Below are 23,333 nucleotides of genomic sequence, written 5' to 3' on the forward strand. Positions count from 1 at the left end.
ACAGGAATGGCACGAAAGAACATATTTGAAAGCGTTATGCGGGACGAACCGGCGGCTGAACAGGCCTCTCAGCCGGTCGAAAACGTATCGCGCCGGTTCGGTGCCGCGAAATCCCTTTCCGCGTCGATTGACGAACTGGCAAAGCAGGCGGCCCAGAAGCTCGATGGGGAAACCATTGTCGAGCTTGATCCCGCACAGCTGGATGTCTCCTTCGTGGCGGATCGCCTGCCTGAAACGGATGACGAAGAATATCGCGAACTTCTGGAAGCCATTCGCGAGCGTGGGCAGGACAGCCCTATCCTCGTTCGTCCGCATCCAGAGACCAGCGGCCGCTATATGATCGTCTTCGGCCACCGCCGTGCGCGGGTTGCCCGGGAGCTTGGCATCAAGGTCAAGGCGGTCATCAAGCCCCTCGCCGATCTGGAACATATTCTGAGCCAGGGCCAGGAAAACTCTGCCCGCGCCAATCTGAGCTTCATCGAGCGTGTCTTCTTTGCGGCGCGTCTTGAGGCGCTGGGCTTCGAACGTGAAGCCATACAGGCCGCGTTGACGGTCGATTACCAGACCCTGTCGAAGATGCTGACCATTCCGAAGGCCATTCCGGAGCATATTCTCCTGGCCGTGGGTCCGGCCAAGGGCATCGGGCGTGATCGCTGGCTGGAATTGCGCAAGCTGATCGAAATACCGGGCAAGAAGGATGCTGCGGAAGAACTCCTGATGACTTCAGCCTTTGAAAAGGCGTCGTCTGTCGATCGTTTCGAGCAGCTCTATGGCTATCTGAAAGGCGGAAAGCAGAAGAAACCCGTCACCAAGGCGGCTCTGAGGCCCGGAACCAGCTGGACGGCTTCGGACAAGTCCGTCAGCGCGGTTATCAAACAGAATGGCAAGTCGGCCACATTGGCGCTCAGTGCCGCCAACGGGCCTCGTTTTGCCGATTGGCTTTCTCGCAATCTGGATGAGCTTTATGCGTCGTTCCGTAGCGAGGAGAAGTGAGTAGCGTACAGACCAGCGGCTTTGCTGCGGTCTGATTGTGTAAGGCATGTCTCCCAAAAACCGGGAACGGAAACGGGAACCGGTTCGGGATCAGGACATGCTCGGTTGAATTTGTAAGCGTATTTGCGTCGAAACTGTTCAGGAAAAGGAACGAGACAGCAAAAGAAAAAGGCCCCCAAACGTCGCCGTGTGGAAGCCCTTCTCATTGGTTTAGCAGCTAGAGAATCGCAAATCCACGAATCACTGTCAAGTGCTATTAGCGTCATTTCGGCGGGTGGATTTCTTTTGCCTTGTGGAAGGTGAAAGAAAATGGAGATTCAATTGGCCTCGACGCCGTTCGGCAGTCGAAGGATGACGCTTGCCTTGCTGGCAAGTCAACAGAACACACGGCAGATTGCGCCTGGAACGGTTGCCGACAAGTGGCAGCTGCATCGCTGGCTGTGTGAGGCAAAGACGCTGTTCGGCCTGAATGATCGCTCTCTGGCGGTTCTTTCGGCGCTCCTGTCATTCTATCCGGAAACGGAACTGAATGCGCAGAGCAGCCTGATCGTGTTTCCCTCCAACAAGCAACTGGCGTTACGCGCCCATGGCATGGCGGATGCGACCTTGCGGCGTCATCTGGCTGCGCTGGTCGATGCCGGTTTCATCCTTCGGCAGGACAGCCCCAATGGCAAGCGTTATGCGCGTCGCGCCAAGGGCGGAGACGTGCAGATTGCTTTCGGCTTTTCACTGGCGCCGCTTCTGGCCCGTGCCCCTGAACTGGAAACCGCCGCGGAACAGGTGAGGGCGGAAAAGACTGCATTGCGTGAAATGCGCGAGCAGCTGACCTTGCTGCGACGCGATATCACCAAGCTTGTCGAATTCGCCGCCGAGGAACAGCTTGCCGGTAACTGGCAGGACATTCGCCATCGCTTCCGCCTGATCGTCGACAGCATTCCGCGCCGTGCCGAGCAGGAAGAGCTGGCAGCTTTGGTCGAATCCTTGCAGTCCATTCGTGCGGAAATTGATAACGCATTGAAAATTCATGAAAATGTTCAGAATTTGCGCGGCAATGAATCTCAAAATGAGCGGCAGCAAATTGAATCGAATCCAGATTCCCATTTTGAAAAGGCAACGGCTGAATTCATCGACCAGCGCGTAAATGGAATCACCAGCGCTCCAACAGAACCCACGGTTTCGCTCGACATGGTGCTTCGCTCCTGTCCGGAGATCACGGCCTATGCGGTCAGTTCCATTCGGCATTGGCACGATCTGGCCAATACGGCAGAGAAAGTACGCTCCTTCCTTGGGATCGATGGAAAGCTCTATGATCTCGCAAAGAAGGTTCTTGGACCCCATAATGCGTCGATCGTGATTGCCTATATCCTGCAGCGCTATGAGCAAATTCAGTCTGCTGGAGGCTATCTGCGCATTTTGACGGAAAAGGCTGCCAATGGGTCTTTCTCGATCAGGCCAATGCTGATGGCCGCGCTGAATGGGCAGGTTCGTTAACCATAAAAAGCCAAGTCAGTGTGACAAAACTGAACTGCCTTTTAGGTTTCGTATCGTTCATGAAGTTTAACAAGATCAAGGAACCGTAAAAGAGGCCGGGAAGGCTTCCAACCACTCTTGGAGGTTCATGCATTGTTGGCTTCGGAGAGGGCTTGAGAATTGTCAGCACCATTTGTGAAGGCGTCGATCAAGGCCGTCGGGCTACCGGTGAAAGAATGTGCGCCGGAAAGCATGGCAGGGAAGAAAACTCAGTCCAGTGCCTGAAAGCGACGGCGACGCGAACGGCGGCGAGGGCGCAATGTGTTGAGGTCCTGCGCCTGGTCAGTCTTGTGACGTGGGGGAGGCGACAGAAGGCGCATGATGAAAAGGATGCAGCACCCGATGGTGAATATCCAGAATATCTCATCGGTGAGATCGTTGATCATGACGCAATCCAGAGCAAACCGCTTGTCCGTTTCAAGACGCGCGAAACAATATTCCGCGATCCATATCGCCTTGCGCAACGGTGGCCAAGTCACGAAGGCGTGCTTTATCGCCGCGCCGGCTATGTTGCGATGCCGCGGCCCTGTGGATGGTGGCAAATCGCGGCAAGGCGCTGGTCGCGCACTTCATGCCGATCTGCGATAGATTGCTCATGCTGCCTTTCACGATCCATTGTTCCCGCCCGGTCCTCGCGGCTGAGTTTCGCGAACCGCAAGACATTCTGAGCTGGTCACTGACCCGTCCGGGTTTCGTCCGGGCGCGCTCCGTCGCCTGGCTGGAAGTGCGCAATGACGATCTGACACTGGATGTGGACCCGGTGCGTTTGCTTGAGGAGAAACTGGCGGAAGCGGGCTATGGCGAAGCGGTGCAGATGATGACGTCGCGCAACGTGGAGAAGCATCATGTCGCAACACGGCGCTCGGGCGAGGCGCATGCCGCCTGCCTTGTCACTGTCGGCCTGACCAATGCGGGGAGGGTGGGGGAACGCGCGCAGATGATGATGCCCGCCGGAACCATCAATCTTCTGGTTCATATCAACAGGCCCTTGTCGGTCGCGGCCCATTTGGAGGCAATGTCGATTGCCGCCGAGGCCCGCACCGCTGCCATCATGGAACTTGGGCTTGATGTCGGCGGCAGGGTTGCGACAGGGACCGGGACGGATTGCATCGCGGTTTCCGCGCCGCCTGGGGAGCAGGGAGAGGCGGCATCCTACGCAGGCTTGCATACGGATATAGGCGCCGCCCTCGGTGGCGCTGTCTATGACGCAGTGTCCGAAGGCGGCAGGCTCTGGATGAAAGAGCGGGGCTTTTGACCGATCAGGCTTCTGCGGCAGCCTCTTTCGGCTTCAGGCGCAGGATGAGCGGCACCAGAACGAGGGCGACGATCGGGAAAACGAGCCAGTTGATGGTTTCCCAGCCGGAGGAATGCAGGAGCGACCCGGCAAAGAAGGAAGCACAGGCCACGGTGCCGAACATGATGAAATCATTGGCGCCCTGTGCCTTGCCGCGTTCAGCCGGCGTGTGGCAGTCGGTCACCATGGCGGTCGCGCCGATGAAACCGAAATTCCAGCCGATGCCGAGGAAGATCAGCGCTCCCCAGAAATGGCCGACATCGAAGCCGCCGAGCGCAATGATGGCTGAAAAGGCGATCAGCACCAGCCCCAGCGCGGTTATCTTTTCCTTGCCGAAACGGGTGATGAGCCTTCCGGTGAAGAAGCTCGGGGCGAACATGGCGAGCACGTGCCACTGGATGCCGAGGGCTGCATGATCGACGGAATGGCCATGGCCGACCATGGCGATGGGCGCAGCCGTCATCACGAATGTCATCAGCGCATAGGAACAGACGCCGGCGGCCACGGAAAGCAGGAAGCGCGGCGAGCGGAGAATGCCGCCGAGAGGGCGGCCTGTATCATGGACCACGTTCGGGTCTTTGCGGACCTTCGGCGCGCGCAGCATGAAGAGGACGGGGAGGGCGAGCAGGCCCAGAACCGCCTGGCTGAGGAAACTGCCCGCGAACATGGCATCCGGAATGGTATCGCGTGTCCAGATGACGAGCTGCGGCCCGACGATGGCCGCAACGAGCCCGCCGACCATCACCCACGAGATGGCGCGGGCCTTCATGTCGCCGGTCGCCGCATCGGTGGCGGCAAAGCGGTAGCTCTGGACATAGGCGGCGTAGAAACCGGCGGTGAGCGTGCCGAGACAGAAGATGAGGAAGGATGCCGCAAAAATGCCCGCGGCTGCGATCACGCCCGCCGAGGCGCCGACAAGCGCGCCGAGCATATAGGCATTGCGGCGCCCGAACTGGCGCATGAAGAAGGCCGCTGGCAGCGTGCCCAGCGCAAGGCCGAGATTGAACAGGCTGACGGGCAGCGTGACGAGGGCGGGATCGGAAGACAGTTTCTGGCCGACCAGGCCACCCAGCGAAATCACGATGGGCGGGCTGGAAGCGCCAAGCGCCTGTGCAATCGTCAGGATAATAATATTGCGCCGTGCGGCCGTCAGGTCGGTCATCGTCAACTCCTCAAAGGACGAAATCGGGACGGTTTTATCGGAAAGCGCTTTCGCCAGCAAAATTATTCTACTGGTCCGCAGAATTATTCCTGACAGGTTTTCTTGGCAGCCCGGCATCACGGGAAAGGCAAGGGCTATGGCCAAGGACTAGGACCAAGGACTAGGACCAAGGACTGGGACAATGTCGTCCGTCTGTCATGAACTGCTTCTAATTTGCAGCTTCACTGTTCGATAGGGAGCCAGCAATGTCAGACAATCTTTCCCAGCAAAGTCTGTTCAAGACCAGCCAGTTGGAAGAAGCCGATGCCGATCCGCGCAATCCGTCCGATAACCCCACCATGGGCGAAATCATCAGCCGCCGCTTTTCCCGCCGTGGCTTTCTGCGTGGATCGCTCGCCGTCTCGGCCATTGCGGCAACGGTAAGCCCCCTCGCCCTCATGAGTGCTGGCGATGCGCGCGCCGCATCCGGTTCGGCCTTTTCGTTCAAGGAAGTCGAGGCCGGTGTGGACGCCCATCACCATGTCGCGGAAGGCTATGACGCCGATGTGCTTTTGCGCTGGGGCGACAGGCTTTTCGCCGATGCGCCGGAATTCGATCCGACGAAACAGTCCGCCGAGGCGCAGGCCCGCCAGTTCGGCTATAATAATGACTATGTCGGCTATATCGCCATCGACGGTTCGCCCGAACACGGGCTGCTCGTCGTCAACCACGAATATACCAATCCGCACCTGATGTTCCCCGGTCTCGTCAAGATCGTCGATGGCAAGGTGGAGCAGGCTCCGCTTTCCAGGGAGCAGGTGGATATCGAAATGGCCGCCCATGGCGGCACGATTGTCGAAATCCGCAAGCAGGACGGCAAATGGCAGCCGGTGCTCGAAGGCGCGAAGAACCGCCGTATCACCTCCAATACCGAGATGGTGCTGAGCGGGCCGGTTGCGGGTCATGACCGCGTCAAGACCAATGCCGATCCATCCGGCACCAGGGTCTTCGGCACGATCAACAATTGTGCGGGCGGCGTCACCCCATGGGGCACCTACATCATGGCCGAGGAAAACATCCACGGCTATTTCATCGGTGAACTGCCGGAAGGCCACGCGGAAACGGCCAACTACAAGCGCATGGGCATTCCCGAAGGCTCGTATGAATGGGGCCGTTTCTACGACCGTTTCGACGTTTCCAAGGAACCGAACGAGCCGAACCGTTTCGGCTGGATCGTCGAGGTCGATGTGTCCGATCCGAACTCCGTGCCGAAGAAGCGCACCGCGCTTGGCCGTTTCAAGCATGAGGGAGCGGAATCCATCGTCAGCAAGGACGGGCGCGTGGTCTTCTATCTGGGCGACGACGAACGCTTCGATTATGTCTACAAGTTCGTGACGGCGGGCAAGTTCAACCCGGATGACCGCGCTGCCAATATGGACCTGCTGGATGAAGGCACGCTGCACGTGGCGAAGTTCCATGAGGACGGCAAGGTGGAGTGGATGCCGCTGGTGTTCGGACAGGGTCCGCTCACCGAACAGAACGGTTTCAAGAGCCAGGCCGATGTGCTGATCGAAACCCGCCGCGCTGGCGATCTTCTCGGCGCCACCAAGATGGACCGCCCGGAAGACGTGCAGCCGAACCCGGTCAATGGCCGCGTCTATGTCATGCTCACCAACAATACCAAGCGCAAGGACGATCAGGTGGATGCCGCCAATCCGCGCGCCAAGAACGCCTTCGGCCATATCATCGAGATCGAAGAAGACGGGCAGGATTTTGCCGCCACGACCGGCAAGTGGGAAGTGCTGCTGAAATGCGGCGATCCATCCGTGGCCGAAGTTGGCGCCAGCTTCTCCACCGATACGACGCGCAATGGCTGGTTCGGCATGCCGGACAATGCCGCCGTCGACAGCGCCGGTCGGCTGTGGGTCGCAACCGATGGCAACAGCAACAAGGATACCGGCCGCACCGACGGACTTTGGGCCGTCGACACGGAAGGCGATGCGCGCGCAACCTCGAAACTGTTTTACCGGGTGCCGGTGGGCGCGGAAATGTGCGGTCCGCTGTTCGCACCGGACGATGAAACGGCCTTTGTCGCCGTGCAGCATCCGGGCGATGGCGGCGAGGACTGGGACGGTCATGGCCGTCCGTCCTATTACGAGGACCTGTCCACCCGCTGGCCGGACTTCAAGGACGATATGCCGGTGCGGCCTGCCGTGGTGGCAATCACCAAACAGGGCGGCGGCAAGATCGCGGTGTAATACCAAAACTCGATGAGTTTGACTCATCGAGTTTTGGTTAAGCCCGTGCGCCGACTGGGCATTTTCAGGGCGTGATGCGTTAGCATCTCAGCGCCATGGTAAAATGACTTGATGAGACAATGGCCCCCGGTGAAAGCCGGGGGCCTTCGTCAAAGCTTCATGGAAGCGTCAAGCCAGCGATACAAAGCCAGCCTAATTCCATCCCTGTATTTCCAATCCAACGGGGACTTATCATGATATCGCGTCTTGTCGCCTCTACCATGCTTGCCGGTGCCGTCGCATTGGCGTTTCCGGCCTCCGCTGAAGAAAAGGCTTTTCCCGCAACGCTCAAGGCCCATGCCATCCTGCCGGCGAACACCATCATCGCTGCGCCGGAGGATGCGGCAGAACACCTGAAGACGTCGGGCAAGTTCACCACCGCCGACCGCAAGCGCGCCGAGGGCATCGGCACTGTGGAAGGCAAGGACGGCGTGCGCAAGACCGGCCTTTCGGTGCCGTTCGACGGCCAGCCGGTTCAAGGCTTTTCCGGCATCAAGACCATGGAAGACGGCAGCTTCTGGTCGCTGTCCGACAATGGTTTCGGCTCCAAACTCAATTCGCCGGATGCCATGATGATGCTGCACAATGTGAAGTTCGACTGGGACAAGGGAACGGTGGACCGTGTGAAGACCGTGTTCCTCAGCGATCCGGACAAGAAGGCTCCGTTCCCCATCGTCATGGAAGGCGCGGAAAAGCGCTATCTGATGGGCGCGGATTTCGACGTGGAATCCATCCAGCCGGTGGCGGACGGTTTCTGGGTCGGCGAGGAATTCGGTCCGTTCCTGTTGAAATTCGACACGGACGGCAAGCTCACCGATGTATTCCCGACTTTCGTCGGCGAGAAGGAAATTGTCTCACCTGACAATCCGAAGCTCGCTCTGCCTGCCAATCCGAGCCTCAAGCTCCCGGCCTATAATCTGAAGCGTTCCGGCGGCTTCGAAGGTCTTGCCATGTCGAAGGACGGCACGAAGCTTTATGGTCTTCTGGAAGGCCCGCTTTTCGTCGACGGTGCGCCGGAAAAGACCGAGAGCGGCAAGACGGGCCTGCGCGTCATCGAGTTCAGCGTCGCCGACAAGAAGTGGACGGGCCGGTCCTGGCTCTACCCGCTGGCCGAAGGCGGCGAAGCCATCGGCGATTTCAACATGCTGGATGAAACCACGGCGCTGGTCATCGAGCGCGATAATGGCGTCGGCACGGCGGACAAGGCCTGCGCCGATCCGAAGAAGCCGCAGGCAGATTGCTTCGATGTGCCGTCGAAGGTGAAGCGCATCTACAAGATCGCTTTCGACGACAGCAATGTCGGCAAGGAAGTGCGCAAGATCGGCTATATCGACCTGCTCGCCATTGCCGATCCGGAAAACAAGCGCCGTCAGGGTGGACGCGAGGGCATTTACGACATGCCGTTCCTGACCATCGAGAATGTGGACCGCGTGGACGAAACGCATATCGTCGTCGGCAATGACAACAATCTGCCGTTCTCGGCCGGTCGCGCGCTCGACAAGGTGGATGACAATGAGTTCGTCCTGCTGGAAGTGGGCGAATTCCTGAAGGCCGAATAGGCCTTCCGTTTTTCAGCGAGCCGTATGGCGGCCTGCCCTTGCACCGGCAGGCCGCCATTGATCCTGGAGCATTTCCAGTTGGGATTGAATCGCTGGAAATGCTCTATCTTATCGTTCTCACGCATTATCCTGCGCAAAACCGCTCCGCACTTTTGCTGGAAATGCTCTACTTGGTCGTATAGCCGCCATTGACGAGGATGGTCTGCCCGGTCATCCACCAGCCCTCCGAAACCATGAAGCGGATATAGGGAACGATGTCCTCGATATCGGTGAGGCCGGTCTTGGAGAAGCCGGAGAGTGCCGCCGCAGTCCGGTGGTAGGCCACCGCGTCCTCGCCTTCCGCCGGATAGAAGAATGGCGTGTCCATCGGGCCGGGACCAATGGCGGTTACTGAAATGCCGCGTTCGCCGAATTCCTTGGAAGCCGCGCGCGTGAAATGTTCTACCGGGGCCTTGGTGCCTGCATAGGCTGCATAGAACGGCGTGTAGGCGCCGAGCAGCGAGGTTACCAGTGTGCAGATCCTGCCATTGTCGTTGACGTGTTTCCCTGCTTCTTTCAGAAAGAAGAAGGCCGACTTGGAATTGACGGCGGTCATCTCGTCATATTCGGCTTCCGAAACTTCGACGATCGGCTTCTTCAAAACCTTGCCGACCGTGTTGATGGCAATGTCGGGACGTCCGATGGCGGCAACCGTATCGGCGAACAGTTTCTCCATCGCACCGGCGGTGGTGAGATCGGCCTGGAAGGAAACCGCTTGCGCGCCTGCGGCCTTCACGGCGGCGACAGTGGCATCCGCGTCCGCTTTGGACGCTGCGCTGTTATAATGAATTGCGATTGCCTTTGCCCCGTGTTCCGCAAGATCGCGCGCGATCAATCCGCCGAGGTTCTTGGCGCCACCGGCGATGATAACCGTTTTGCCCTTGATGCTGTGGTCCGTCATGGCTTCACCCTTTTTTCCCGATGCGGCTGCGCCATGCAGCCGCTTTCAGACCCGAAGAGTATCGTCTAGGATAGCGCTATAAAGACCGTCATTCTGACAACACCTGTCAGAGTTGACGGACAATGGAGGCAGCTTACCTTGGATCGCATCGACCTCTTTCGTATCTTCGCTCGTGTCGTCGAATGTTCGAGTTTCACACGCGCCGCCGATACGCTCGGCGTGCCGCGTTCCTCTGTTTCGGCGGCGGTTCTCGAGCTGGAGGGACGCCTCGGGGCACGGCTCCTCCACCGGACCACCAGAAGCGTGTCGACGACGCAGGATGGCGCCGCCTTCTATGAGCGATGCCTGAGCCTGATTGCGGATATGGAAGAAGCGGAAAATCTGTTTCGGAATACCGCGACGCCATCCGGCACGTTGCGGATCGACGTTCCCGGCCGCATCGGACGCCTGATCATTGCGCCAGCCCTGCCCGAGTTTCTGGATGCCTATCCGGAGATCGATATACATCTGGGAGTGACTGATCGCGCCGTCAATCTTGTCGAAGAGAGTGTCGATTGCGTCCTGCGCGTGGGACCATTGACAGATTCCGGGCTGATCGCCCGATCGCTCGGCGAGCTTCCGCTCATCAACGTTGCGAGCCCCGCCTATCTTGAGCGGTACGGTATTCCCGAAACGCCTCATGACCTTTCCGCCCATTGGGCCATCAACTATGCCTCGCCGTCGAGCGGGCGCGTCGAGCCGTGGGAATGGATCGAAGCTGGCGCAACGCGATCCATTCCGGTGCGCGGCCGCGTCACCGTCAACAGCGCCGAAGCCTATATCGCCTGTTGTCTCGCCGGTCTCGGCCTGATCCAGATTCCGGCCTATGACGTCAGACGTCATCTGGAAGCTGGCGAACTGATCGAGGTAATGGCCGATATGCGCGCCGCGCCGATGCGAATGACGTTTCTATATTCGCACCGCCAGCATCTTTCCCGTCGGCTTCAGGTCTTTGCCGACTGGCTCGAAAAACTGCTGAAGCGGGAACTGCAATCAGGGGCCGAGCCGCATTGACGACCGCGGCTTAAGTGCGCGAGCCCCTTTTCTCTCTGTGCATGGCGACAAGCCCGGCGTGGAAGTTTTGTTTCGGCCCGGTTAAGGTGCCGCGACAAAGCGATGGAGAAAACCGTTGAAGATTTTTATTTTCGGCAGTGTGAATGTGGATGTCAGCGCGCGGATGGCCGCGCTGCCGCGTCCGGGACAGACCGTGAATGCATCGGGCTATGGCATCGGCCTCGGCGGCAAGGGCGCCAACCAGGCGGTTGCGGTCGCAAAGCTTGGCGGTGACATTCGCTTCGTCGGCGCTGTCGGCAATGATGCCTTTGGCGAACTGGCCGTGAAGCAGATGCAGGAATTCGGCCTCAATACCGAAAGCGTGCGCGTAATCGACGGTGTCGATACGGGCATGGCGATCATTCAGGTCGAGGAAGCCGGACAGAACACGATCGCGGTCTGTGCCGGAGCCAATGCGCGCTGGTCGGCTGCCGATATCGATGCCTATGCAGCCGATATTGCCAGGGCGAAGATCACGCTGTTGCAGCGCGAGGTTCCGCATGAAGCCAATCTGGCCGTGGCGAAGGCCGCGCGTGCGGCAGGCGGCAGTGTTCTGCTCGATCCGGCCCCGGTCGGCGATGCAGGCCGCATGGCCGATCTGATTGCGCTCAGCGACATCATCTCGCCCAACGAGACGGAAGCCGCCGAAATCACCGGCATCGAGCCGACCGATCTGGCTTCGGCGGAAGCCGCAGCCCGAAATCTTCTGGAGCGTGGGCCGAAGATGGTCATCGTCAAGCTTGGAAGCCGTGGCGCGCTGCTGGTGACGGCGGACGACGTGAAACACTTCGCGCCGTTCAAGGTCGATGTGGTGGATACGGTCGCCGCTGGCGACAGTTTCAATGGCGGTTTCGCGGTCGCCTACTCGCAGGACCGTTCCTTGCACGATTGCGTGCGATATGGTTCGGCGGCGGGTGCGATTGCGGTCACGAGACCGGGTGCGGGAAGCGCCGCGCCGACCGCTGCGGAAGTGGCAGCGCTTCTGCAAAGCCAGGGCTGAACCGCCCTTCGCAAATTGTGACAAAGTGAAGATTGGCGGCGATTTGCGCCGCTTTCACGCGATTTGAGCGAAAAACTGCTCGAAAACACCACTTCAAACATGGCGAAGAAACAACGAAATTAAGGCACTCGCGGCTTATTTGTGGCAAAATTATGATTTGGAGCACGATCCCGAAAGGTGGACTTCCGGTTTTCGGGATCGTGTCCTGAAAAAATCAAAGCGTTGCGAGACGCTCGGTCAGCAGTTTGAAGAAGCCGTCTGCATCCACATCCTTGATGAAGAGCGCGTTCTTCGGACGGTCGGTTACTTCCCACCAGTCCACGACCGTTTCACCGATGGTGAGTTCCGAATTGATCTCGATTTCCACATTGCACTCACGTCCGGAATAAAGTTCCGGCTTGATAAGATAGGCGATGACATTGGGGTCATGCAGCGGCCCGCCATCGGTGCCGTACTTGGCTTCGTCATAGCGCTCGAAGAATTCAAGCCATGCGGCGACCACTTCGCCGACATGGGTGCCGATGCCGCGAATGGCGGCGATGCGCTTCTCGGTAGTCAGCACCTTATGGGTGACGTCAAGCGGCATCATGGTGATTTTTATGCCGGATTTGAACACCACCGATGCGGCATGCGGATCGACATAGATGTTGAATTCCGCCGACGGCGTGATGTTGCCGCCTTCGAAATAGCCGCCGCCCATCAGCACGATTTCCTTGACGCGTTCGGCAATCTTCGGCTCGCGAATGAGTGCGGAGGCGATGTTGGTGAGCGGTCCGAGCGGGCAAAGCGTGACGGTGCCGGGCTCTTCCTTCATCAGCGTTTCGATAATGAAGTCGACGCCATGCTGTGCCTGCAGCGGCATGGTCGGGGCGGGCAGGTCGTAACCGTCGAGACCGGTCTTGCCATGCACGTTTTCAGCCGTCACGAGCGGGCGCACTAGAGGACGAATGGAGCCTGCGAACACCCTGGCTTCCGGCTTCTTCGCCACTTCGCAGATGGTGCGGGCGTTGACTTCGGTGCGCGCCAGCGGGCCGTTGCCAGCCACTGCGGTAATGCCGAGAATGTCGAGTTCCGGGCTTGCCAGAGCCAGAAGAATGGCGACTGCATCGTCCTGACCGGGATCGGTATCGATAATGATTTTACGGGCCATGATGGGTCTTTCTGCGTTGAAGCTTTTCCAGCAAAAATGTGAAGCGGTTTTGCGTCCGGAAAAGCGTAAAAAGATTTAAACCGCGTTGCGCGCCGCATCGACCGTCTGGTCGACAAGTGCGTCGAAGGAGATTTTCGCCGGGCGGCGCATATAGGTGACGATGTCGTCGGCCAGAAGCGGCTTCGACCACCGTTCGGCGATGATGCCGGAGCCGCGCTGGATGGCGATCATGCTGAGAATCTGCGCGGCATTGCAGTCGACGTCATGGCCGATGCCGCAGACGATTTCGAGCGTAAGGTCGAAGTCGCCTTCGCCGAACCAGAGCGCGATGACCTGCGCGGCTGCATTCGGATAGACGTGAATCCAGTTATATTCGGCATATTCCGCGTCGCATTTCGCCCATGCATCCTGCCAGCTGCCGGCGGAGCGGCAGGCATCGAGCGCGAAGGCCAGAACCGCACCATATTCGGTCTCGACCGGGAAAAGTGCTGCCGTCGAAACGAGCAGTTCGCGCGTGTCGGCAACAGCAAAGGCGCGCGCCGCCATGACGGCATTGAAGACTTCGCCCAATATGCCGTTTCCGGCATGGGAGATTTCCGCATCCATCCATGCGAGGCGGGCAGCTTCGCGGGCGCGGCCCGGTACGACCATGCCACAGATCGTGCCGCGCATCTGTGCGCCGATCCATTCATCGAACGGATTGTCGGACGTGCCGGTTTCAGGCGCGGTGAGGCCGCGCCGCATGTTGGAAAGCGCGATTGCCTCCGCCGACCAGCCAAGCGGGATCAGCGAGGTCCAGCGTTCGGCAATGTCGGCGCTGGTCACGGCAGAACCCTTGTCGCCGAAGGCTTCCAGAAAGGCTATCTCGAAGGTGATGTCGTCATTATAGGTGTTGGGCTCACGCACATAATCGCGGATTGGGCCGAAGACCTCGGCGATGTTTTCCGCCGTATAGCCTTCGAGCGCCGTGCCAGCCGCCGCACCGACAAGCTGCGCCATCCAGGCGGCGGCGGTGCGGTCGCGGAAATCATCGGACTGGATGGCATAGAGCACATCGTCGGGCCATTGAACGGCAGCGTCGAACTCGTCCCACGTGCCATAGCGAACGGTCCTTTGCGACGGATGGTCCGGATCGGGCCGTGCGGCGCGCATCAGGACGCGCAGGCGCATGTCGATGCGATAGAGCGTCTCGAAGTCGCCGCGTTCGAGGGCGGCGAGCCCGTCGCGAAGCAGCTCTTCATAAGGTGCAAGGACAAAGCCCTTGTTTTCCAGCGATTGGAGCGCACCCGCCATCAGGCATTCAGGCGCAGCCGATCCCGGCACATTGCTTTTCCAGAACATGTCCATGAGATCGTCCTGCGCCTTCATGACGGCGCTCGCATCCCAGGTCTGTTCCTCCGCCGTGCGTACCACCGGTTTCGTGTCGCGCAGCAGGTCTCGGGTCAGTTCCCAAGCTTTCATGTCATTCTCGTTTCGATGTTCATTATCAGGATTTCTTCAGCAGGCGGGCGCGGCGCTGCCGCCGCGCCGCATGGACCGTCAGCACGACGACCGGGACGAGATAAGGGATCATCTGCATCAATTCGAAAGGCAGGCCAAGGCTTTGCAGCGTGATGGCAAAACCTTCCGCCGCCGCCAGGACCAGGCTCGCCACGAGCGTTCCCCATGCGGTTCCCTGTCCCATGACTTCCGCCGCAATGGCGATGAAGCCGCGACCGGCGGTCATGTTCTGGGCAAACCAGGTGACATAGCCGAGCGACAGGTAGGCACCGGCGGCACCGCCGAAGAGGCCGGACAGGATGAGCGCCATCATCTGCACGCGGCCGGTCTGGATGCCTGCGGCGCGCGCCGATTTCGGATCGACGCCGGTGGCGCGCAGATGCAGGCCGAAGCGCGTGCGCATCATGAGGAGACTGACCGCCGGGACGGCCAGAAGGGCCGCGAAGGTGAGCACATGGATATTGCCGATGAAGGGCACGGAGAGGCTTGGCAGGGCCCCGCTTTTCAGCGCGCCGGACATGCCCTTGTCGCCTGTCGCGAGATAAAGCCCGAGCGTCGTTGCCGCCGCAGCCGCGATATTGAGCGCGATGCCGGTCATGATGAGATCGGTGCCGAGCCGGTTGACCGAAAGCGACATGAGCCAGCCCAGAAGCGCGCCCACGACAAGCGCCGCCAGCAGGCCGATGGCCGGGCTTCCCGTTGCGGCGCTGGCCAGAACGGCGATGAGGGCCGCGACCAGCATCATGCCTTCCATGCCGATATTGAGCACGCCCGCCCGGTCGGAAATCATCACGCCCAGAGCGGCCAGCAGCAAAGGTGTCGCCACACGCAGGATCGTGCCGATGAAATGCGGGTCGAAAATCTGTGCAAGAACGGTGCTCATGCCTGTACTCCCGGCTGCACTGCGGCCTGGTCTGCATCGCGAAGATTGCGGATCAGCCGCAAGACGGTCGGATGATTGTGAATGACGCTTGCCGTCGCGCCCACCATGATCGCCGCGGTCACCAGCCCCACCACTTCGGTCGGGATGTTCATGTTGCGGGCCAGAAGATCGCCGCCCACCTGCACGAAGCCGAGGAAAAGTGCCGACGGAATGAGCAGGAACGGGTTTTCGCGCGCCAGGATGGCGACGACGAGGCCCGTCCAGCCATAGCCGGGCAGGTCCAGCCAGGCGAAGCGGGCATGAAGGCCCAGCACTTCCAGCGCTCCGGCCATGCCTGCCACCAGTCCGCCCACGATCTGCGCCCGCATGACGATGCGTTTCAGCGGCAGGCCGAGGTGATTGGCAAAGCCGGGGCTTGAGCCCGCAATACGGATATTGAGGCCTGAGCGCGTCCAGTAGAGCCAGATGCCGCCAGCGATGCAGGCAAGAACCGCGATGATCGAGCCGCTGTTGAGGCGCGTCCCGGCAAGCAGCCGGTCGAGCTTGGCGTCCGGGGGTATCCTGAGCGACATCATCCCGCCTGCTGCCGGATCGCGGATGACATAGTTGAGGACGAAGAGGCCGAGAAACAGGAAGGCATAGTTGAGGACGAGCGACGTCACCATTTCCGAGGCGCCGAACCGCAGCCGCAGCGCCGCCGGGATGGTGCAGGCGAAACTGCCCGCAACCGCGCCGCAGAGGATGGCCACCGGCAGTGAGAACCAGCCGAGCGAAGGAAGCAGGACAGCGCCCGCCACAGCACCAAGCGCGCCGAGGAAGAAGCCGCTTTCCGCGCCGAGATTGAACAGGCCGGAGCGGAACAGGATGGTGATCGCAAGGCCGGTCAGCATGATCGGCGTTGCCGCCTCCACCACATTGCCCATATGGCGAATGCTGCCTAACGGTCCGAGGAAGAAGGTTTTGAGGATCGCCGCCGGATTGTCCTGCATCAGCGCCAGCGGCACGAGCAGCACCGCCATGATGACGCCGATCACCAGCACGGTCAGGAAGAATGGAATGAGATAGGATATGAATCTGCGCATCAGGCGGCAGCTTTCTGTTTGAGCATGATCTTATCCAAAAACCGTTTTACACTTTTTGGGATCATGCTCGTGTCCCCAGCATATAAGGACCAAGAGCAGCCGGTGTTATGTCTGGTCCGTTTTGCAGAACGGCAACGATGCGTCCGTTGAAGAGCACGACGATGCGGTCGCTCAAGCGCAGCAATTCATCGAGATCGGCGCTGACGAGCAGCACGGAGCAACCACCTTGTGCCACTTCGTCGATGCGGCGGTGCAGGAAGGCTGCCGCCGAGACATCGATGCCGCGCGTCGGCTGGTCGGCGATCAGGAATTTCGGATTGGTGGCAAGCTCGCGCGCGGCGATCAGCTTCTGCGCATTGCCGCCGGAAAGGGAATCGAGCCGTTCGGTAATCGCGCCCGCCCGCACCGAATATTGCCTTATCATGCCGCTGACACGGGCCTTGATGGCGTTCCAGCGCAGGAACGGTCCGCGGAAAATCTGTCTGTCGGCGGTAATCGATCCGGCTCCGGCTATCGCGTTTTCGGCGAGAGACAGGCCGGGTGCGCCGCCCTGCGAGAAGCGGTCGGCTGGCAGATAGGCAAGGCCCTGCCTGCGCCAGCTTGCCGTGTCGGCGCGCAGCATGTCCTTGCCGTTGAGGCTGATCGCGCCGCTTGCCGCTTCAGCGAGGCCGGACAGCACGGAAACGAGGCCGCGCTGGCCGCTGCCATCGACACCGGCAACGCCGACGATCTCGCCCGCGCCGATGGTCAGGCTCACATCCTTGATGCGGTCCGCCGGATCGGCTGCCCTGGTCGTGACGTCCTTCATGTCGAGAACGGTTTTCATCGCGCCATGCTTGTGGGCGCGTTGCGGTATGTCGACCGCGTGGCCCATCACCATCTGCATGATGGCATCGTCCGGCACGTCGGCGAGCTTTTCTGTCCCGGCGACGGCACCGGCGCGCAGCACCGTCACGTTTTCGGCCAGTTCGCGCACTTCGTTCAGCTTGTGAGAAATGAAGAGGATGGTAATGCCTTCGTCGCGCAGCGATTTCAGCTTGCGCATCAGTTCCTCGATCTCCGGCGGAGAGAGAACGGCGGTCGGCTCGTCGAGGATCAGGAGCCTCGTGCGGCGGGCCAGCGCCTTGAGGATTTCGACCTTCTGCTGGGCGGCGACGGAAAGCGCGCCGGTGATCGCGTCCGGGTCGGCGTGCAGGTCGTATTGCTGCATCAGCGCTTCGACCATTTTGCGCGCGCCCGCGCGGTCGATCAGCCCGGCCTTCACCGGTTCATGACCAAGAATGATATTTTCAGTGACCGTCAGCGTCGGCACGAGCGAGAAATGCTGGTGGACCATGCCGATGCCCTTGGCCGCGGCATCTTCCGGCGACCAGGATGCAATATGCTGTCCATCGACGACGATTTCGCCCGCCGTGGCATTTTCGATGCCGAACAGGATTTTCATGAGCGTGGATTTGCCGGCACCGTTCTCGCCGCAAATGGCGTGGATGGAGCCTGCGCGGATCGAAAACGACACGTCGCGCAGCGCCTGCGTGCCGTTCGGATAGACCTTGCTCACATCGCGGAAAGCGACGATTGGGCGGAAGGCGACGATAGCATCGCCGCCTTCATTATTTTCAGCTGGATTTTCCACGGTCAGGGACGAACCTTGTTGCGGATCGCGTTGAGATCCTCGGTGCTCATGCCGAATGCGGTCGGAACCGTGATCTTGCCCTCGGAAATCTCGTCGGAAGCCTTCTTGATGGCGTCCTTCATTTCCTGCGTGGCCATGGAAGCCATGTTGCCATCCTGCACGATGCCGACAGCACCTTCCTTGAGGCCGAGCGCTTCCGCCTTGCCGAACGGCAGGTCGCCGGCCTTGAAGCGTTCATAGGCTTGCAGCAGGCTGACATCGACATTCTTCAGGACGGAACTGACGACCTGCTTGGCGATGGCCGGATCGCTGTCCTTGAAGATCGCTTCCTGATCGGAATCGACGCCGAGAACATATTTGCCGGTTTCCTTGGCAGCGGAAAGCTGGCCGAGGCCGGTCTGCGAGGCGACGACGAAGCCGAGCGAAACGCCGGAACGATATTGCGCGAGGCCGAGTTCCTTGCCCTTTGCGGCATCCATGAAGGAACCGGCATAGGAGATGGCGATCTTGGCATCGGGCTGGATGGCCTGCGCGCCGGCGATATAGCCGACGAGGAAGTCGTTGATGACCGGAATGTCCATGCCGCCGAGGAAGCCAAGGTTCTTGCCGGTATCGCCGAGCTTGCCTTCCTTCAGCAGAGACGCCGCCAGCATGCCGCCGAGATAGGAACCTTCGTTCTGCTTGTACTGGATGGAATAGACATTGTCATAGCCGCCCTCTTCATAAGGCACGCTTGCATCGTAGAGGATGTATTTCTTGTCCGGATATTGCTGGGCGACCGAGCCGACGGTTTCCGACATCTGGTAGGTGCCGCCGATGATCAGGTCCCAGTCCTGTTCGGACGCATCGAGGAACACCGGCTCCCACTTGGTCGGATCGTCGCCGATTTCGAGAATCTTGGTCTCGACGTCGTCGCCATATTTGTCCTTGATCATCTTCATGCCCTTGGCGGCGCTGTCGAAGAACGACTTGTCGCCAAGCGCGCCATTGATGATGAGCAGGATCTTGTCCTGTGCCTGAGCCGCCGTGGTGGCGAAGGTGCCCATCGCCGTCGATGCAGCAAGGGCAAAGGCAAGGTGGATTATTCCCCGTCTGGTGGATTTGATCACAACAGAACTCCAATATTGTAGCGTTATGGAGATGGATTTTCTGCTTTGGATATTTGCCCTCCGCCCACAGAACCTCCACACCCTGCCAGCGATCAAACGCTGACGGCGGTTGCGAGTCAATCGCCAAACTTTTTGCCCGCTGTGGACAAAGCCGGTCTGTTGCGCACAATGCTCATAAAGCTTTCGTTTATTTCAACAAAGCCTGATTTGGGTGCCGCAGGGTCGGGTCGAACGGATTGAGCCGTTGCGAGATGATGGCTGCTTCCTTGCGCAGAAGTTCGGTCACTGTCTCCTGCCGCTTCTCGGTCAGGCGCGCGGCAAGCGTGCCGATGCTGAGCGCTGCCACCGCCTCGCCGTCGCGGTTGAGAATGGGGACGCCGAGGCCCGCCATGCCGTCGATCATGTTGAAATTGAAAGTGGATGCGCCCGTTTCGCGCACTTCCGCGATCATGATGCGCAAATCGACCTCGTCCACCGCCGACTTGTCCAGAATGCGGGGCATGTTGAAGCGGATGATCGCCTCGCGTTCTTCTTCCGGCAGGAAGGCGAGGATGGCAAGGCTCCCCTGACCGATGCCGAGCGGCACCTTGCCGCCGATGTCGCCGGTAAAGGAGCGGATCGGAAACGGCCCTTCCACGCGGTCGAGGCAGACCGCGTCGAAATTGCTGCGCACCAGCAGGAAGACCGTATCGTTGAACGTGGTCGAAAGGCGCAGCAGCGACGGGCGGGCAATGCTCAGTATGCCGTCACGCTGGCGCGCCTGCGCCGCCATCGCAAAAAACTCCAGCGACAGGCGATAGGCCTTCTTGTCGGGAAGCTGCTCGACAAGGTTTTCCGCGATCAGCGTCTTCAGCAGGCGGTGCGTCGATGGCTGGCTGAGTTCGAGGTCGCGCGCCAGATCGATGAGCCGTACGCCGTCATCCGTGCTGGCGGCCAGACCCTTCAGGATATGGATCGCCTTCACCAGACTTGAGTTAAGCGCGGCGCCGGATTTCGGATTCTCAGATATATCATCCATAAAATTGCTTCCAAATTCTGCATTTTGAAAGAAATATATAATTTCTTCCGGATTTGAAAATTATAATTTGCATTCCTGCGGATTTTTCCGCCATCTAAAACCGTCGCCAATGGGAAGGTCCGGCAAGGCGTTGGAGAAGTGCCCTCAAGCGGATCGGCGGTTTTGCTTGTAATCAAGGGGAACGCTGCGCTGCGTAAGCGGCCGGACGGTCATGCGTTCAAACGGACAAGCCGGATCAGCGCTTCAAGCGCGGTCAAGCCGCTCCCGCCAGCCAGCCCGACGAAGAGGCGACGTGAGACAACATCACGGCGCTTCCGCTCCCCCGCATATGCCGCGGAAGTCATGCCGAGAGGGAGATGCAATGAGCTTTTTGACCCTGTCCGGAATTTCCCGCCACTACGGCAAGTTCGCGGCTGTCGACAATTTCAACTTGGCGATTGAAAAGGGCGAGTTCATTTCGCTTCTCGGCCCTTCCGGCTGCGGCAAAACCACGACCTTGCAGATGATCGCCGGCCTGGTGACGCCGACGGCGGGCGCGATCACGCTCGACGGGCGCGAGATCACGCGCCTTGCCCCCGCCAAACGCGAGCTTGGCGTCGTCTTCCAGAGCTATGCGCTGTTTCCGCATATGACGGTGGCGCAGAATGTGAGCTTCGGCCTCGAAATGCGCAATGTGCCGAAGGCGGAACGCGAAAAGCGCGTGCGCGACGTGCTGGAGCTGGTGCATCTGGGCGCGCTTGCCGACCGTTATCCGCGCGAAATGTCGGGTGGCCAGCGCCAGCGCGTGGCGATTGCCCGCGCGCTGGTCATCAATCCGCCGGTCCTGCTGCTCGACGAACCGCTTTCCAATCTCGATGCGCAGCTGCGCGAGGAAATGCAGTTCGAGCTGCGCCGCATCCAGCGCACAGTCGGCATCACCACCATCATGGTGACGCATGACCAGGCCGAAGCGCTGTCGATCAGCGACCGCATCGTGGTCATGGAAAAGGGCGTCATCACGCAGGTCGACGCACCCTACAAGCTCTATGAGCATCCGCATAACCACTTCATTTCCAATTTCGTCGGCAAGTCGAACTTCCTCAAGGCACGCGCCGAGGGCGACATGATCGCGCTGACCAAAACCGCGATCCGCTTCCCCGCCAATGGCAAGCAGGTCTCTGGCGAGCTTTCCGTCTTCATCCGCCCTGAAAAGGTGCAGCTCGTTGCAGCGGGCGAGGGACATATCGCCGGTGAAGTAACGACACGCTACTTCATGGGCGCGCAGTGGCTGCTCGGCGTGACGACGCCTGCCGGCCAGCTTTCGGTCGCGCTTCCCAATCTCGGCAACCCGCCGCCATCCGAAGGCACATCGGTCGGCCTCAGCTGGAACCACGAGGATTGCCGCATCCTCACCGCAGGGGTGAACTGAGCATGTCGGCCGTCACCTCACAGGATATATCCGCCGCGCCCAAGGGGCAGCGCGACCTGACGCCGCTTTTTCTGGTCGGGCCGTCGACGCTTCTGTTCTTCGCGCTGGTGCTGCTGCCGCTCGGCCTTACCGTGCTGCTGTCCTTCAACAGCTACAGCTATGACAAGGGCATCGAGAACGTCTACACGCTTGCCAATTATGTGCAGGTCCTGAAAGACCCCTATTACCTCTCAATCTTCTGGCGCACGCTGAAGCTGGCGCTGATCACCACCGTCATCACGGTGCTGGTCGGCGTGCCGGAAGCCTATATTCTCTCCAACATGCGCAAGCCATGGCGCTCGATCTTCCTGCTGGTCATCATCGGCCCGCTTCTGGTTTCGGTCGTGGTGCGCACATTCGGCTGGAGCATGCTGCTGGGCCGCAATGGCCTCGTGAACAGCGCGCTCGACATGGTGGGCCTGCCGACGACGCAAATCCTCTACAGCGAAACGGCGATTGTCATCGGCCTGGTGCACATCATGCTGCCATTCATGGTGATCCCTGTCTGGACCGTGCTGCAAAAGCTCGATCCGGCGGTGGAAGCCGCAGCGCTGACGCTCGGCGCATCGCGCCTGACGGCACTTCGCCGCGTGGTGTTTCCGCAGGCCGTCCTTGGCATCCTTTCGGGCAGCCTCATCGTGTTTGCGCTTTCGGCCAGCTCCTTTGCCATTCCGGGCCTCCTTGGCGGGCGTCGTCTCAAGATGGCGGCAACCGTCGTCTATGACGAGTTCCTGATCGAACTGAACTGGCCGCTCGGCGCCGCCATCGCCATCATCGTTCTGGTCGCCAATCTGGTGATCATGATCGCCTATAACCGTCTGCTCGAAGGGCAGGCCAAGAAGAAGCTGGGATAGAGCCATGACGAAGAACGGTCCTTTCGCCCTTTTCTTCCACACGCTGATCGTCATCTTCATGCTGGCGCCGATGGTCGTGGTGTGCCTTGTGGCCTTCACGCCTGAAAACACGCTGACCATGCCGTGGAGCGGCCCCAATGCGGGCCTGTCGCTGCGCTGGTTCGAGGCCGTGTTCGCGCATAATGATTTCATGGCATCCTTCTATAACAGCGTGCAGCTCGCCTTCTTCTCGGCAACGATTTCCACGCTTCTGGCCGTGCCTTCGGGACTGGCGATCGCGCAGTATAATTTCCGTGGCCGCGATGCGCTGAACGCGCTTTTCCTGTCGCCGCTCATCATTCCCCATCTGGTTCTGGGCGTCGCGTTCCTGCGCCTGTTCTCGCTGATGGGCTTTACCGGCTCCTTCGTCTGGCTGGTCGCGGCGCATTCCATCGTCGTCACGCCCTATGCGCTGCGCCTGATCCTCGCTTCGCTCGGCAGCATGGACCGCAATGCGGAAAACGCGGCCCGCACCCTCGGTGCAGGCGAATGGACGGTGTTCCGCCGCGTCACCCTGCCATTGCTCCTGCCGGGCCTGTCCGGCGGCTGGCTGCTTGCCTTCATCAACTCGTTCGACGAACTCACCATGTCGATCTTCGTCACCTCGCCATCCACGGTCACGCTGCCGGTGCGCATGTATATGTATGCCAGCGAATCCATCGACCCGATGATGGCCGCCGTTTCAGCCCTGATGATCCTCGTCGCCACCGCAACCATGATTATCATCGATCGTATGTTCGGTCTCGACCGGCTGCTGGTGGGCAAGGGCTGA

At 60.1% G+C, this 23,333-nt stretch carries 20 protein-coding genes; 10 read left to right on the forward strand and 10 right to left on the reverse strand.

The window, feature by feature from the left end:
* Positions 1-6 precede the first annotated feature (6 nt).
* Positions 7-993: a plasmid partitioning protein RepB gene (repB, locus tag ABWW28_RS20020; protein WP_113342410.1), complete on the forward strand. Its 987-nt coding sequence runs from the start codon at positions 7-9 to the stop codon at positions 991-993.
* Between the two features lie 309 nt (positions 994-1,302).
* Positions 1,303-2,484 (forward strand): plasmid replication protein RepC, encoded by a 1,182-nt coding sequence (gene repC, locus ABWW28_RS20025; RefSeq protein ID WP_113342409.1) that lies wholly within the window; start codon positions 1,303-1,305, stop codon positions 2,482-2,484.
* Positions 2,485-2,732: 248 nt separating this feature from the next.
* Here repC and ABWW28_RS20030 read toward each other — a convergent pair whose 3' ends face one another.
* Positions 2,733-3,002 (reverse strand): hypothetical protein, encoded by a 270-nt coding sequence (locus ABWW28_RS20030; protein WP_151570419.1) that lies wholly within the window; start codon positions 3,000-3,002, stop codon positions 2,733-2,735.
* 53 nt (positions 3,003-3,055) lie between these two features.
* Here ABWW28_RS20030 and ABWW28_RS20035 point away from each other — a divergent pair, with 53 nt between their 5' ends.
* Complete coding sequence (locus ABWW28_RS20035) at positions 3,056-3,778, forward strand: adenosylcobinamide amidohydrolase (RefSeq protein ID WP_244637693.1); 723 nt, start codon at positions 3,056-3,058, stop codon at positions 3,776-3,778.
* A 4-nt stretch (positions 3,779-3,782) separates the two neighbouring features.
* Here the strand turns inward: ABWW28_RS20035 and ABWW28_RS20040 are convergent, their stop codons facing one another.
* The gene (locus tag ABWW28_RS20040) at positions 3,783-4,979 is read right to left on the reverse strand and encodes an MFS transporter (RefSeq protein WP_113342437.1); all 1,197 of its coding nucleotides are present in this window, start codon (positions 4,977-4,979) and stop codon (positions 3,783-3,785) included.
* Between the two features lie 245 nt (positions 4,980-5,224).
* Here ABWW28_RS20040 and ABWW28_RS20045 point away from each other — a divergent pair, with 245 nt between their 5' ends.
* Positions 5,225-7,216 (forward strand): PhoX family protein, encoded by a 1,992-nt coding sequence (locus tag ABWW28_RS20045; protein WP_353391851.1) that lies wholly within the window; start codon positions 5,225-5,227, stop codon positions 7,214-7,216.
* 233 nt (positions 7,217-7,449) lie between these two features.
* Positions 7,450-8,814, forward strand: a complete 1,365-nt coding sequence (locus tag ABWW28_RS20050) for an esterase-like activity of phytase family protein (RefSeq protein ID WP_162750354.1) — start codon at positions 7,450-7,452, stop codon at positions 8,812-8,814.
* A gap of 166 nt (positions 8,815-8,980) precedes the next feature.
* On the opposite strand, the gene ABWW28_RS20055 is transcribed toward ABWW28_RS20050, so the two are convergent.
* Positions 8,981-9,754, reverse strand: coding sequence for an SDR family oxidoreductase (locus ABWW28_RS20055; protein ID WP_006469584.1), 774 nt, complete (start codon positions 9,752-9,754; stop codon positions 8,981-8,983).
* A gap of 138 nt (positions 9,755-9,892) precedes the next feature.
* Between ABWW28_RS20055 and ABWW28_RS20060 the strand changes: the two genes are divergently transcribed.
* Entirely contained in the window at positions 9,893-10,807 is a 915-nt protein-coding gene (locus tag ABWW28_RS20060; protein WP_113342406.1) for a LysR family transcriptional regulator, read from the forward strand.
* 163 nt (positions 10,808-10,970) lie between these two features.
* A complete protein-coding gene (rbsK, locus tag ABWW28_RS20065) occupies positions 10,971-11,846 on the forward strand; it encodes a ribokinase (RefSeq protein WP_244637699.1) in 876 nt (291 codons plus the stop codon).
* A gap of 214 nt (positions 11,847-12,060) precedes the next feature.
* Here rbsK and ABWW28_RS20070 read toward each other — a convergent pair whose 3' ends face one another.
* From ABWW28_RS20070 to ABWW28_RS20100, 7 genes are all read right to left on the reverse strand, one after another.
* Positions 12,061-12,996 carry a nucleoside hydrolase gene (locus ABWW28_RS20070; protein WP_113342404.1) on the reverse strand — a complete coding sequence of 312 codons (936 nt, stop codon included), beginning with the start codon at positions 12,994-12,996 and terminating at the stop codon, positions 12,061-12,063.
* Positions 12,997-13,071: 75 nt separating this feature from the next.
* Entirely contained in the window at positions 13,072-14,457 is a 1,386-nt protein-coding gene (locus tag ABWW28_RS20075) for an ADP-ribosylglycohydrolase family protein (protein WP_113342403.1), read from the reverse strand.
* Positions 14,458-14,482: 25 nt separating this feature from the next.
* Positions 14,483-15,379: an ABC transporter permease gene (locus ABWW28_RS20080; RefSeq protein ID WP_113342402.1), complete on the reverse strand. Its 897-nt coding sequence runs from the start codon at positions 15,377-15,379 to the stop codon at positions 14,483-14,485.
* Positions 15,376-16,461 (reverse strand): ABC transporter permease, encoded by a 1,086-nt coding sequence (locus ABWW28_RS20085; RefSeq protein WP_113342401.1) that lies wholly within the window; start codon positions 16,459-16,461, stop codon positions 15,376-15,378. Before ABWW28_RS20085 ends, ABWW28_RS20080 begins: the two co-directional genes overlap by 4 nt.
* A gap of 61 nt (positions 16,462-16,522) precedes the next feature.
* Complete coding sequence (locus ABWW28_RS20090; protein ID WP_113342400.1) at positions 16,523-18,094, reverse strand: ABC transporter ATP-binding protein; 1,572 nt, start codon at positions 18,092-18,094, stop codon at positions 16,523-16,525.
* A 2-nt stretch (positions 18,095-18,096) separates the two neighbouring features.
* Entirely contained in the window at positions 18,097-19,203 is a 1,107-nt protein-coding gene (locus ABWW28_RS20095; protein ID WP_006470777.1) for a BMP family ABC transporter substrate-binding protein, read from the reverse strand.
* Positions 19,204-19,390: 187 nt separating this feature from the next.
* The gene (locus tag ABWW28_RS20100; RefSeq protein ID WP_006469575.1) at positions 19,391-20,221 is read right to left on the reverse strand and encodes an IclR family transcriptional regulator; all 831 of its coding nucleotides are present in this window, start codon (positions 20,219-20,221) and stop codon (positions 19,391-19,393) included.
* A gap of 361 nt (positions 20,222-20,582) precedes the next feature.
* Here ABWW28_RS20100 and ABWW28_RS20105 point away from each other — a divergent pair, with 361 nt between their 5' ends.
* Genes ABWW28_RS20105 through ABWW28_RS20115 form a run of 3 tightly spaced genes read left to right on the forward strand, consistent with a single transcriptional unit; the run spans position 20,583 to position 23,333 of the window.
* Complete coding sequence (locus tag ABWW28_RS20105) at positions 20,583-21,629, forward strand: ABC transporter ATP-binding protein (protein WP_113342399.1); 1,047 nt, start codon at positions 20,583-20,585, stop codon at positions 21,627-21,629.
* A gap of 2 nt (positions 21,630-21,631) precedes the next feature.
* A complete protein-coding gene (locus tag ABWW28_RS20110; RefSeq protein ID WP_021588283.1) occupies positions 21,632-22,522 on the forward strand; it encodes an ABC transporter permease in 891 nt (296 codons plus the stop codon).
* Positions 22,523-22,526: 4 nt separating this feature from the next.
* Positions 22,527-23,333: an ABC transporter permease gene (locus ABWW28_RS20115; protein WP_006469572.1), complete on the forward strand. Its 807-nt coding sequence runs from the start codon at positions 22,527-22,529 to the stop codon at positions 23,331-23,333.

Origin of the sequence: Brucella sp. NBRC 14130, from assembly GCF_040371715.1 — a bacterium.
In the GTDB taxonomy this organism is placed as follows: Bacteria; Pseudomonadota; Alphaproteobacteria; order Rhizobiales; family Rhizobiaceae; genus Brucella; species Brucella intermedia.